Annotated in this window: 7 protein-coding genes; 6 read left to right on the top strand and 1 reads right to left on the bottom strand. The window is 76.4% G+C overall.

Annotated features, from left to right (window positions below):
* Window positions 1-54: 54 nt before the first annotated feature.
* Entirely contained in the window at window positions 55-2,298 is a 2,244-nt protein-coding gene (locus ITJ85_RS08335) for an ATP-dependent metallopeptidase FtsH/Yme1/Tma family protein (protein WP_217915896.1), read from the bottom strand.
* Window positions 2,299-2,565: 267 nt separating this feature from the next.
* Here ITJ85_RS08335 and uvrA point away from each other — a divergent pair, with 267 nt between their 5' ends.
* The 6 genes from uvrA (at window position 2,566) to ITJ85_RS08305 (ending at window position 13,357) form a co-directional block, all read left to right on the top strand.
* Complete coding sequence (uvrA, locus tag ITJ85_RS08330; protein WP_217915895.1) at window positions 2,566-5,439, top strand: excinuclease ABC subunit UvrA; 2,874 nt, start codon at window positions 2,566-2,568, stop codon at window positions 5,437-5,439.
* Complete coding sequence (locus ITJ85_RS08325; RefSeq protein ID WP_217915894.1) at window positions 5,436-6,401, top strand: glutathione S-transferase family protein; 966 nt, start codon at window positions 5,436-5,438, stop codon at window positions 6,399-6,401. The genes uvrA and ITJ85_RS08325 overlap by 4 nt, the downstream gene beginning before the upstream one ends.
* 27 nt (window positions 6,402-6,428) lie before the next feature.
* A complete protein-coding gene (locus ITJ85_RS08320) occupies window positions 6,429-7,244 on the top strand; it encodes an EamA family transporter (protein WP_217915893.1) in 816 nt (271 codons plus the stop codon).
* A 107-nt stretch (window positions 7,245-7,351) separates the two neighbouring features.
* Window positions 7,352-10,267, top strand: a complete 2,916-nt coding sequence (locus ITJ85_RS08315; protein WP_217915892.1) for a UPF0182 family protein — start codon at window positions 7,352-7,354, stop codon at window positions 10,265-10,267.
* A 612-nt stretch (window positions 10,268-10,879) separates the two neighbouring features.
* Window positions 10,880-11,914 carry a winged helix DNA-binding domain-containing protein gene (locus ITJ85_RS08310; RefSeq protein ID WP_217915891.1) on the top strand — a complete coding sequence of 345 codons (1,035 nt, stop codon included), beginning with the start codon at window positions 10,880-10,882 and terminating at the stop codon, window positions 11,912-11,914.
* A 108-nt stretch (window positions 11,915-12,022) separates the two neighbouring features.
* The gene (locus ITJ85_RS08305; protein WP_217915890.1) at window positions 12,023-13,357 is read left to right on the top strand and encodes a hypothetical protein; all 1,335 of its coding nucleotides are present in this window, start codon (window positions 12,023-12,025) and stop codon (window positions 13,355-13,357) included.
* The last annotated feature ends 6 nt before the right edge of the window (window positions 13,358-13,363 follow it).

The raw sequence follows: 13,363 nt of genomic DNA, 5'->3' as shown, positions 1-13,363 counted from the left end.
TGATGCCGCGCGGGCGGCGCCCCCGAAACCCGGGCGCCGCGCGCCAGCAGCGCGTCAGGCCAGGCCCGGCCCCTTGCGGCGGCGCCGCCGGGCGACGCGCGGCAGGGCCACGGCGTAGAGCGTCGCCGCGGCCGACTCGACGCCGGCCAGCACCCGCCGGCCCCGGTGCGACGGCAGCGGGACCGCCGGCAGGCGCCGGCGCGCGGGCCGCCGCGCCGGCACGGGCGCCGCCGTGACCGGCTCCGGCTCGGGCAGCGCCACGGGGGGCGCGGCCTGGGCGACGGGGCGCGCGGTCGGCAGGGCGTCGGCGCGCGAGGGCAGCCGCCGCCCGCCGCCGGACAGACCGGCCAGCAGCAGGTCGATGTCGGCCCGGTCGATCTGCTCCTGAGCGAGCAGCAGCTCGGCCAGGGCGTCGAGCTCCTCGCGGTGGTCGGTGAGCAGGGCCACGGCGTCCGCGTAGGCCGCGTCGACCATGCGGCCGATCTCCTCGTCGATGATCCGGCGCACCTCGCCCGAGAGCGGGGTGGAGCCGTGCGGGCCCGACGATGTGATGATCTGCCCGACGCGCGGCGAGAAGCCGAGCCGCTCGACGGCCTCGCGGGCCATCCCGTTGACCTGCTCCAGGTCGTTCGCCGCGCCCGAGGAGATGATCCCGAAGCGGATCTGCTCGGCGGCGCGGCCGGCCATCGCGACGACCATGCGCTCGTGCAGGTGCTGCTGCGAGGTGAGGGCGCGATCCTGGCTGCCGTAGAGGGCCAGGCCGCCGGCGTCGCCGCGGCTGAGGATGGTGACGCGCTGCGCCTTGTGGTGGGTGGGGCAGAGCTCGGCCGCCAGGGCGTGGCCCGCCTCGTGCCAGGCGATCGTCTCCAGCTCGCCCTCCGCGATGCGTCGGTCGGCGCGCTGCGGCCCGGCGACGGCGCGCAGCAGGCCCTCGTCCAGGTCCTCGCCCAGGATGGTGCCGCGCCCGGCGCGGGCGGCCATGATCGCCGCCTCGTTGACGATGTTGGCGAGGTCCGCGCCGGCGAAGCCCGCGGTCACCGCGGCGAGTCGCGCCAGCGACTCGGGCTCGGCGATCGGCATGCCGCGCGAGTGCAGCCGCAGGATCGCCAGGCGGCCGGTCTCGGCCGGCAGGCCCACCTGCACCCGTCGGTCGAAGCGGCCCGGCCGCAGCAGGGCCGCGTCGAGCATGTCGAGCCGGTTCGTCGCCGCCACCACCACGATCCTGTCGCGCGCGCCGAAGCCGTCGAGCTCCACCAGCAGCTGGTTGAGCGTGCCCTCCCGCTCGGAGTCGGCGCCGCTCATGCCGGCCCCGCGGGCCCGGCCGATCGCGTCGATCTCGTCGAAGAAGATGATCGCGCCGGTCTCGCTCTTGCGCGCGGTCGCGAACAGGTCGCGCACCCGGGAGGCGCCCACGCCCACGAACGTGTCCACGAAGTCCGAGCCGGACAGCGCGAAGAAGGGCACGCCGGCCTCGCCCGCCACGGCCTTGGCGAGGAGGGTCTTCCCGGTGCCGGGCGGGCCGTGCAGGATCACGCCGCGCGGCATGCGGGCGCCGACGCGGCGGAAGCGCTCGGGCTCGCGGAGGAAGGTGACCACCTCGCGCAGCTCCTCGACCGCCTCGTCGCATCCGGCGACGTCGCCGAAGCGCACCGAGGGCGGCTCGACTTGGGCGTTCTTGCGGATCTTGCCGTGGCCGGCCGCGCCGCCGCGGCCGCCCGCGCCGCCGCCCCGCGCGCGCCGGATGAGCATGACGCTGCCCACGAACAGGGCCGCGATGACCGCGACCGACAGCGGGATGATCAGGTAGCGCATGGGGCCGCTGAGGGCGCCGCCGGAGTCGGGCTCGGCCGCGGCCGGCTGCAGCACCGCCACGGAGTGCTCGCGCAGGAAGGTGGCGAGCTCGAACGGCCCGGGGGCTGCGCCGCGCTGCGGCGGCGCCGCGGCCCCGGCCGTCGTCTGCGCGAAGTCGCGGCCGGGCTGCGGCCGCGGGATGCGCGCCGCGATGATGTGCCCCTCGCGGTCGACGGCCGACACCCAGTAGGCGGAGGTGTCGACGACGGCGGCGTTGAGGTTGCGGGCGTCGGCCGCGCCGACGATCTGGCGGTACGGCACCACGGCCGGCGCGTCGACGCCGCCGAGCGGCTCGACGACGCTGGCGGGCACCTGCTCGGGCGCCTCGGCGGCCGCGGCGGGCCCCGCGACGAGCGCGAGGGCGGCGGCGAGGACCAGGGCGACGAGCGCGAGCGCGCGTCGGAGGGACGAGGACGGGTCGGTCAGGCCCGTGTCGTTGCGGTGCACCGGAGTCCTTCGGGTCGTCGTCGGCGGGCGTCGTGGCCGGATCGTCGGCGAGAGGCCAGGGACCCCGCTATCGGCTCGGCTGTCTCGCACATGAGCGACGGGGTCGTCGATCGTGGCTTCACTGGTGATAGCACCGCCGAGGGGGGAGGCGGGCGCATCTTGGAGACGTATGTACCCAGGGCGGGGGCCACTGCACCCTCGTCGGGCGCGTGCCACCCCGCGCGGCGGGCACGGCGGCGACGCCGGGGGTCGCACTACACTGATCCGATGGCCGCGACACGTCCCGAGCGGGCCGACGCGATCCGCGTCGTCGGCGCCCGCGAGCACAACCTGCGCGACGTCTCGGTCGACATCCCGCGCGACGAGCTCACCGTCATCACCGGGCTGTCGGGCAGCGGCAAGTCGAGCCTCGCGTTCGACACCCTCTACGCGGAGGGCCAGCGCCGCTACGTCGAGAGCCTGTCGGCGTACGCCCGCCAGTTCCTGGGACAGATGGACAAGCCCGACGTCGACCACATCGACGGGCTGTCGCCGGCGATCTCGATCGACCAGAAGACCACGAGCCGCAACCCGCGCTCGACCGTCGCCACGGTCACGGAGATCTACGACTACCTGCGCCTGCTGTTCGCCCGCGTCGGCGAGCCGCACTGCCCGGTGTGCGGCCGGCCGATCGCCGGGCAGAGCGTGGACCAGATCGCAGACCAGGTGCTGAGCCTGCCCGAGGGCACGCGCTTCCTCGTGCTGGCGCCGCTCGTGCGCGACCGCAAGGGCGAGCACCGGGACCTGCTCGAGCAGGTGCGGGCCGAGGGCTTCACCCGGGTGGCCGTCGACGGGACGACGTACACGCTCGACGAGGTGCCGCCGCTCGACAAGAAGTTCGCCCACACGATCGAGGTGGTCGTCGACCGGCTCGTGATGCGCGACGACCTGCGCCGGCGGCTGACGGACAGCCTCGAGACCGCCACCGGGCTCGCCGACGGGCTGGTGCGCATCGAGACGGCGCCCCGCGACGGCTCGCCGCCACAGAGCCACATCTACTCGGAGCGGTTCGCCTGCCCGGAGCACGGCGCCTCGCTGCCCGAGCTCGCCCCGCGGACCTTCTCGTTCAACACGCCCCACGGCGCGTGTCCCCAGTGCACGGGGCTCGGCTTCACCCAGGAGGTCGACCCCGAGCTGGTGGTCGACCCCGAGCGCACCCTCGCCGAGGGGGCGGTGCTGCCGTGGTGCGACCGCACCACCGACTACTACGACCTCATGCTGGCGGCCGTCGCGACCCAGCACGAGATCGATCTCAACACGCCGTGGCGCAAGCTGCCCGAGCGTCACCGCACGCTGCTGCTCAACGGGCCCAAGCGGCGCGAGCGCGTCTACCTCGGCACCCGGCGCAAGGGCGGCAGCTGGGGCTGGTTCGAGGGCGTCGTCCCGCAGCTGCGCCGGCAGCACACCACGTCGATGTCGCAGGCGGTGCGCGACTCGGTCGAGCAGTTCATGTCGCTGCGCCCCTGCCCGGCCTGCGGCGGCGCCCGGCTCAAGCCGGAGTCGCTCGCGGTGACGGTGGCCGGCCGCAGCATCCACGAGGTCTGCCTGCTGTCCGTGGGCGACGCCCTGGCCTTCTTCGGCGGCCTGGATCTGTCCGAGACCCAGGCGTTCATCGGCGCGCGGGTCATCCAGGAGATCGCGGAGCGACTGCGGTTCCTCGACGACGTGGGCGTCGGCTACCTGACGCTCGCCCGGGCGGCGGGCACCCTGTCGGGCGGCGAGGCGCAGCGCATCCGGCTCGCCACCCAGATCGGCTCCGGGCTGGTGGGCGTGCTCTACATCCTGGACGAGCCCTCCATCGGCCTGCACCAGCGCGACAACCGCAAGCTCATCGGCACGCTCGAGCGGCTGCGCGACCAGGGCAACACCGTGCTCGTGGTGGAGCACGACGAGGACATGATGCGCAGCGCGGACCACGTGATCGACATGGGGCCGGGCGCGGGGCTGCACGGCGGCCGCGTGGTGGCGCAGGGGACGGTGGCCGAGATCGAGGCCGAGCCGGGCTCGGTGACCGGCGCGTTCCTGTCCGGGCGGCGCGGCGTGCACGTGCCGGCCGAGCGGCGCGAGGCGCGCGGCTGGCTCACGGTGCGCGGCGCGCGCGAGAACAACCTGCGCGGCATCGACGTGGGCGTCCCGGTCGGCACCCTGACCTGCGTCACGGGCGTTTCGGGATCGGGCAAGAGCACGCTGGTCAACGAGGTGCTGCTCAAGGCGCTGGCCGGGCGTCTCGCCCGGCGCCCGCGCCGGCCGGGGGCGCACGACCGCATCGAGGGGCTCGACTTCTTCGACAAGGTCATCGACATCGACCAGTCGCCGATCGGCCGCACGCCGCGCTCCAACCCGGCCACCTACACGGGCCTGTTCGACCACATCCGCCAGCTCTTCTCGATGACCCAGGAGGCCCGCGCCCGCGGCTACACCCCGGGGCGCTTCTCGTTCAACGTCAAGGGCGGCCGCTGCGAGGCCTGCAAGGGCGACGGCACGATCACGATCGAGATGCACTTCCTGCCGGACGTCTACGTGCCGTGCGAGGTCTGCGGCGGCAGGCGCTACAACCGCGAGACGCTCTCGGTGCACTACGGCGGCCGCACCATCCACGAGGTGCTCGAGATGAGCGTCGAGGAGGCGGTGGAGGCGTTCGCCGCGGTGCCGAAGATCCACCGCCGCCTGAAGACCCTGCACGAGGTGGGCCTCGACTACGTGCGGCTGGGCCAGCCCGCCACGACCCTCTCGGGCGGCGAGGCGCAGCGCGTCAAGCTGGCCACCGAGCTGTCGAAGGTCGCGACGGGCCGCACGCTCTACGTGCTCGACGAGCCGACGACCGGCCTGCACTTCGCCGACATCGAGAAGCTCCTCGAGGTGCTTCAGCGCCTGGTCGATGCGGGTAACACCGTGGTCGTGATCGAGCACAACCTCGACGTCATCAAGTGCGCAGACTGGGTCATCGACCTCGGCCCCGAGGGGGGCTCCGGCGGCGGCGCGCTGATCGCGGCCGGCACCCCCGAGGAGATCGCCGCCACCCCCGGCTCGCACACCGGCGAGTTCCTGCGCCCCGTCCTGCTCGACCGCCGGCAGCCCGCGCTGGCCGTCGGCGGCGCATGAGCGCGGACGCGCGCGCCCGCGCGCAGTTCGGGGCCGAGACCGACGACCGCGGGCGCTTCGTGCGCCAGGTCAGCCGGTTCCGCGACCGGGTGACCGCCGACGGCTCCTCCGGCCACCGGGCGGAGCCCGGGCGCTACCACCTCTACGTGTCGCGGGCCTGCCCGTGGGCCCACCGCGCGATCATCGTGCGCCGGCTCAAGCGCCTGGAGGACGTCATCACGATGTCGGTGGTCGACCCGGTGCGCGACGAGCGGGGCTGGGCGTTCCGCGAGGGCCCCGGCCACGGCCCCGACCCGGTCAACGGCTTCCGCTTCCTGTCCGAGGCCTACACCGCCACGGCGCCCGACTTCTCGGGGCGGGTCACCGTGCCCGTGCTCTGGGACCGCGAGACCGGCCGCATCGTCAACAACGAGTCGGCCGAGATCGTGCGGATGCTCAACCGCGAGTGGGACCGGTGGGGCGACGCGTCGCTCGACCTCTACCCCCAGGAGCTGCGCGACGAGATCGACGCGGTCAACGACCTCGTGTACCGGACGGTCAACAACGGCGTGTACCGGGCGGGGTTCGCGACCACCCAGGAGGCCTACGAGGAGGCCTTCGACGAGCTGTTCGCGACGCTCGACGACCTCGACCGCCGCCTGGGGCGCCAGCGCTACCTGGCCGGCGACCGCATCACCGAGGCCGACTGGCGCCTGTTCACCACGCTCGTGCGCTTCGACGCCGTCTACGCCCTGCACTTCAAGTGCAACCTGCGCCGCATCGCCGACTACGAGCACCTGGCGCCGTACCTGCGCGAGCTGTTCCAGCACCCCGGGGTGGCGGACACGGTCGACTTCGACCACATCAAGCGCCACTACTACCTGACCCACGACTCCATCAACCCGACCGGCATCGTGCCGAAGGGGCCGGAGCTGGACCTGTGGGCGCCGCACGGCCGCGGCGCCCTGCCCGCCGCCGCGTAGCCGGGGCCCGCCCCTCACGTGCTGGCGGTGCTGCTGGGCCTGGCCTCGGGCCTGTCGTGGGGCGTGGCCGACTTCATGGGCGGCCTGGCGAGCCGGCGCGCGGCGGCGCTGGCCGCCGTGGCGCTCCAGCAGTCGGTGGGCCTGGCGCTCGCCCTGGCCGGGCTGGCGATCCTGCGCCCCGGCGTGCCGCCCGCGCGCGACATCCTGTTCGGCTGCGCCGCGGGCGTCTGCGGCGCGGTGGGCCTCGCCGCCTTCTATCGCGCGCTGGCCGTCGGCACCATGAGCCTCGTGGCCCCGGTCAGCGCGCTCGGCGCGCTGGTGCCGCTCGTCGCCGACCTGGCCCGCGGCGCGGCGCCGGGCGCGCTCGCCCTGGCGGGGATGGCGGTCGCCCTCGCCGGCGCGAGCATCGCGTCGCGGGCGCCCGGGCCCGCCGGCCGCCGGGGGGTGGGGTTGGCGCTGGCCGCCGCGCTCGGCTTCGGCGGGTTCTTCACCCTGCTGGCCGAGGCTGCCTCCGACAGCGCGCTCTGGGCGCTGGCCTCGGCGCGGATGGGCTCCGTGCCGTTCGCAATCGCGGCGCTGCTCGTGCTGGGCGTCGCGCGGGGCATGCCGCGGGCGGCGGTGGGGCTCGCCGCCGCCGCCGGCGTGCTCGACTCGGGAGCGAACCTGCTCTTCGCGGCCGGCACCCAGCACGGCTACGTCAGCGTGGTGGCGGTGCTGGGCTCGCTCTACCCGGTCGCCACCCTGGCCCTGGCCGGCGCCCTGCTCGGCGAGCGGCTCGGCCGTCTCCAGGCCGCCGGCGCGGGGATCGCCCTGGCCGGCGTGGCGCTCATCGCCGCCGCGTAGTCTTCCGCCCGAGGATCATCCTGCGACCAGCGCCCGACCCAGACCGCCCGCCCCGCCGCCGCCGCCCCGCCGCGTCGCTGGCCGTCCCCGCGATCGCGGTCGTCGCCGTGGCGCTGCTGCTGGCGTACCTGGCGCTGCGGCTGTGGGCGCGCATCACCCTCTCGGCGGCGTTTTTCGACAGCCTCGGGATGGGGGGCGCCTACTCGACCGCGCTGCGCGCGTCGTTCCTGCTCGCCGGCGCGGGCCTGGCCGGGGCGCTGGCGCTGGCGCTGCCGATCGGCCTCGTGACGGGCCGCCGGGCGGGCATGCTGCGCCAGCGCCGGGTGGGCTGGACGGCCGGCGCGGCGACCTTCGTGGTGTCGGCGCTGGTGCTCGTGCCGGCGCTGCTGTCGCGCCGCGACGCGATCCTCGCGGCCGGCGAGGCGGTGGCGTTCGGCGGGGAGGGGGACCCGGTCTTCGGGCGCGACCCCTCCTTCTACGTGTTCACCCTCCCAGTCGTCGTCGACCTGAGCGGCCTCGCCCTCGGCGGCCTCGTGGTCGCGCTCCTCGGCATCGCCGGCGTGGCGATCTACGCGGCCGTCGTCGACCACCCGCTGGGCGTGCGCCGGCGCCTCATCGAGCGGGCGGGCGCGCTGGCGGCGGTCTACGGCGGGCTCGCCCTGGTCGCGCTGGCGGTGCTCACATGGTTCCGCCGCTACGAGACGCTCCACGGCGGGGGCGAGCTGATCGCCGGCCCGGGGCGGGCGATGCGCGACGTCGGCATCCCGACCGCCACGGTGGTGAGCGGGGTCATCCTCGCCGCCGGCCTGGGCGTGGCGGCGCTGGCGGTGCCCCAGGCGCGCCGGCGGCTCGCGGGCGCGCGGACCATCGCCGTGGCGCGCACGGCCCTCGCGGTGCTCGGGCTCGTGGTGCTCGCCCTGGCGGTGCTCGCGACGCCGTGGTGGCTGGTGCTGCTGCTCGCCCTCGCGCCGCTCGCCGCCGAGCTGCGGCCGGGCGGCCGGCTGGCGCGCGCGATCGCCGACCAGGCGAGCGCCGCGCTGCGCGCCAACCAGGCGCCCTTCCGGCTGCCGGCCTGGACGCTCGGCGCCGCCGCCGGCGCGGTGGCCGTGCTGTCGCTCGCCCTCGCGCCGGCCGCCACGGCGCTCTACGACGCGGTCGCCCTGCGCGGCTCCACGCTGCAGGTGGAGCGCGAGAACATCGCCGCGACGCTCGACTCCACCCGCGCCGCCGCCGGCATCGACGAGGTCGAGGCGACCGCCGCCGAGTACCGGCGCGGCGGGGTCAGCCGGGCGGCCATCGAGGCGGCGCCCGCCTCGGTCGGCTCGCTGCGGTTCCTCGACCTCGAGGCCGGCCTCGCCGCATGCCGGCGCCTCCAGGCGCTCAACCGCTACTACACCTGCCACGACGCCGACCTCGACCGCTACGTGCGCGACGGCCGGCCGCAGACGCTGTTCGTGTTCGGCCGCGAGGTCGACTACGCGGCGATCACCGACTTCCAGCGCCGCCACTTCTCGTTCACGCACGGGCGCGGCGTGGCGATGGCGCCGGTCAACCGCATCGACGACTCCGGCCGGCCGGCGTTCGTGGTCGGCGGCCTGCCGACGCGCGGCCTCGACCCGCCGCTCGAGCGGCCCGAGATCTACCACGGCGCCCAGCGCGGCATGCCCTTCGCGATCGTCAACACCGACCAGCCGGACGGGTTCACCAACGCGCCCGCCGAGCGCTGGGAGGGCGCCGGGGTCGACGTCGAGGACCACCGCCTCGCGCTCACCCTCGAGCTCGGCGGCCTGCCGTTCGTGGGTGGCGGGCGGCAGCTGTGGAACGCGCTCTCGCGCGTCGACACCGCCGAGGCGCAGCTGCTCATGCACCGCGACCTGCCGGCCCGGCTGGGCCGGCTCGCCCCCTTCCTGCGCCTCGACGCCGACCCCTACTTCGTGGCCGAGGGCGGCCGGCTGTGGGTGATGCAGAACGCGTACACCCGCACCGACCGCTACCCGTACGGCGCCCACTTCGGTGGCGCCTCCTACCAGCGGCACGCGATCACCGCCGTGATGGACGCCTACTCCGGCGAGACCGCGCTCTACGTGATGGACGACGAGGACCCGCTGATCGCGACCTGGCGGCGCGTCTACCCGGAGCTCTTCTCCGACGCCGCGGCGATGCCCGACGGCATCGCCGCCCACCTGCGCTACGGCGAGGACCAGTTCGACTTCCAGGCGGCGGCGCTCCAGCGCTTCCACGTCACCGACACGGAGCGCTTCTTCTCCAACGACGACGCGTGGGCGCCGACCGTCGAGACCACCGGCCGCGGCACCGAGGGCCGGCGCATCACCTCGCCCGCCCGCTACTCGTACGCCGTCCTGCCCGGGGAATCCGAGGAGCGCTTCCTCGCGCTCCGCTACTTCAAGCCCGCCACCGAGGGCCGCGGCATCGCCTTCTCGGCCTGGCTCACGGCCGAGAGCGCCCCCGAGCGCTTCGGCCGCCTGCGCCTGCTGCGCTTCGACGTCGCCGAGGACGCGCTCGACTCGGTCGACACCTTCGTCGCCTCCGTCGCCCGCGACGCCGAGCTCTCCGCCCAGATCGGCCTGCGCCGCGACCAGGTGCTGCGCGGCAACACGATCGTCGTCCCGATCGGCGAGGGGCTGCTCTACGTCCAGCCGCTCTACCTCGACACCTCCGCCGACAGCCTGCCGACCCTCTGGCAGGTGGTCGTCTCCCTCGGCGACGGGCAGATCCACTCGGCCTCGACCTTCCTCGAGGCCCTCGACCTCGCGCTGGCGGCCCAGGGCGACGACCCCGGCGCGCCGGCCGGCGACGGCGGCGGCGGCGCGGCCGGCGGATCGGACGGCACGCCCGGCGGCGCCCCCGCGGGCGCCATCGACGACCTCGTCCGCGACGCCGCGGCGGCCTACGAGGCCTACCGCCGGGCCTGGGCGGCCGGCGACTACGTCGCCGCCGCCCGCCACCTCCGTCGCTTCGAGCGCCTCCTCCAGGGGGCGAACCAGGCGGCCCAGGCGGGCTGAGCGGGACCCCGGGGCGGGGGCGCCTGGGGGCGTTTGCGCGATTGGCGCATGCGCCCCGCGCCAAATGGCGCATCGCACCAGGCACCGGCGATTCGGCGCTGAAACGCCAGGTCGACCGCGACGACGGCCCGCGGACGATCCGTAGCGGCGGTCGCTCGCCCGGCGAGGCCGGGTGGGATGGCGGCCGGGCGCCCGGGCCGGCCGACGGCGCGGGGGCGCGGCGGCCGACCAGGCCCCCGGGGTCGCGTCCAGGCGACGGCGCGATTGGCGCATGCGGGTCGCGCCAATTGGCGCGTCGCCCCAGGCGGCGGCGATCCTGTACGGAATCGCCACGTCGTCCGCGACGGTCGGCGGAGGACCCGAGCCGGCGGTCGTCCGCCGGGCGAGGCCAGGTGGGATGGCGGCCTCGTGCCCGGGCCGGCCGACGGCGCGGTGAGCGACCGGGCCCCGCTGGTGCGTCCGGGGGGCTGCCGATTGGCGCATGCGGGATGCGCCAATTGGCGCATCCCGTCAGGCACCGGCGATCCCGGGCGGAACCGCCCCGATGTCCGCCCTCGCCGCCCCGGCGGCCAGAGCTTGCGGGCCGAGGGCGGCCGGGCGAGGCTGCGGCCCGTGGCCGAGCGCATCCTCAGCCGGCGGGGGCTCAACCGGGCGCTGCTCGCTCGCCAGGGGTTGATCGAGCGCTTCGCGGCCTCGCCGGCGCGGGCGGCCCGGCGGGTCGGGGGGATCCAGGCGCAGTACGCGCCGTCGATCTACATCGGGCTGTGGAGCCGGTGCCGGGGCCTGGAGCGCGCCGCCGTCACGCGGGCGCTCGATCGCCGCCGGCTGGTGCAGGCGACGCTCCTGCGCGCGACGATCCACGCCGTCGCGGCGGAGGACTACTGGCCGTTCGCGATCGCCTCCCGCGAGCGCGGCCGAGCGCTGTTCCTGCGCACCCGGCGCAGCCTCACCGGTGACGACATGCGGGCGGCGGCGGAGCTGCTGCGGCCGCGCCTGGCGGAGGGGCCGGTGACGCGGCGGGGGATGGAGGAGCTGCTCGGCAGGGAGCGGGCCGCGGGGGTCGGCTTCTGGGTGGACCTGGTGCGGGTGCCGCCCTCGGGCACCTGGGAGCGCCGCCGGGCCGATCGCTACGGCGACGCCCGCGCCTGGGTGGGGCCCGAGCCCGCGATGACGCCCGAGCAGGCGACCGCGCATGTCGCGCGCCGCCGCCTGGCCGCCTTCGGCCCGGCGACGGCCGCGGAGGTCGCCGACTGGGCCGGCCTGCCGGTCGGGCCGGTCGCGGCGGCGCTGGCCGGGATGGACCTGCGGCGCCTGCGCGACGAGGACGGCCGCGAGCTGCTCGACGACCCCCGGGCGCCCCTGCCCGACCCCCAGACCCCCGCGCCGCCGCGCTTCCTGCCCACCTGGGACGCCGTGCTGCTGGTGCACGCCCGCCGCGCCGGGATCCTGCGCGAGGAGGACCGGCCGCGGATCTTCTCCACCCGCACGCCGCACTCGTTCCCGACGTTCGTCGTGGACGGGACGGTCGCGGGCACGTGGCGGACGGCCGGCGGGCGCGTCGTCCTGGACCCGTGGCGCCGCCTGGCCGCCGCCGAGCAGCGCGCGCTGGAGGACGAGGGCGAGCGACTGGCGCTGCTGGTGGCCTGAGGCCGGCGGCGGCGGCCGCGCCGGCCACGACCCGGGCGCCCGCCCGTGGACCGCGACGGGGTGGTCGCAATAGCGTGGGCACACGGCGCGTGCGTCCCAGGGGAGAGCGTGGCCGTCGGACCATACGAGCGGCTCCCGATCGGCGGTGGCGCCACCGCCGACCTCTACCTGCTGCGCTTCGACGCCGACGGCCGGCCGGCGAGCCCCCGCACGACCGAGCACTTCCTCGGCGCCGCCGCCGCGGCGACCGACGTCTTCCTGGTGGCGCACGGGTGGAACAACGTCTTCGCGACGGCGCTCGACCGCTACCGCCGGTTCGCCGCGGGCTACATCGAGCAGCGGCGCCGGTACGGGCTGCCGGCACCGCCCGGCTACCGGCCGGTGCTGGCGGGCGTCATCTGGCCCTCGACGAGCTTCGTGATGCCGTGGGAGGCCGGGCCGGCGATCGCGGCGGCGCCCGACCCGGAGGGCGGGGACGCCCGTGAGGCGGAGGAGATGCTGCGCCTGGTCGGGACCTCGCTCGACGAGGAGGGGCGCGCCGAGCTCGGGGAGCTCGTCGACGGCGCCACCGCGCTGGACGACGCGGACGCGCGGCGGGCGGCCGCGCTGGTGAGCCGCGCGCTGGCCGGGGAGGACGACGACGACGAGGGGCCGCCCCGGCCCGCGCCGGAGGACCTGCTCGCGTCCTGGCTGCTCGTCGAGGGCGACGCCGCCCCGCCGGGGGACGGCGAGGACTTCGGGACCGTCGGCGCCGGGGCGGGGGCGGCCCCGGTCGCGGCGGGGGGCGCGGCTCTGGACCCGCGGACGCTGCTCCGCCTGGGCTCGCTGTGGACGATGAAGGCACGCGCCGGCCGGGTGGGCGCCCGCGGCGTGGCCCGGCTGGTGGAGGCGATCCTCGGGGGCGGCCCCGCGCGCCTGCATCTGGCCGGGCACTCCTTCGGCGCCCGCGTCGTGCTGTCGGCGCTGGCGCGCGCCGCGGCCGCCCGCCCGGCGCACTGCGCGCTGCTGCTGCAGCCGGCCGTGAACCGGTGGTGCTTCGCCGGCGCGCTGCCGGGCGCCGCGGGCGCGGGCGGGTACCGGCCGGTCCTGGACCGTGTCGCGATGCCCGTGGTGACCACCTGGTCGCGGCACGACGAGCCGCTGCACCGCTTCTTCCACCTCGCCATCCGCAGCGGGCACGTGGGCGAGCCCGACATCGCGGCGATCGGCGACACGGACCTGTACGGCGCGCTCGGCGGCTACGGCCCGGCCGGGCTGGGGGACGACGAGCTCGCCCGCTCGCCGGCCCGCGCGCCGACCGATGCGTACGACCTGTCGCGGGGGCGCGTCGTCGCGGTCGACGGCTCGGTCGCGATCGACGGGGCCCCCGCGATCGGCGGCCACGGCGACATCAGCGGCCCGCCGACCTGGTGGGCCCTCCACTCCCTGACGGCGCCGTCGTGACCGGCG

This window comes from Miltoncostaea marina (genome assembly GCF_018141525.1).
Lineage (GTDB): Bacteria > Actinomycetota > Thermoleophilia > Miltoncostaeales > Miltoncostaeaceae > Miltoncostaea > Miltoncostaea marina.
Note: the sequence above shows the minus strand (reverse complement) of the source record. Positions and strands in the feature narration are given on the sequence as shown.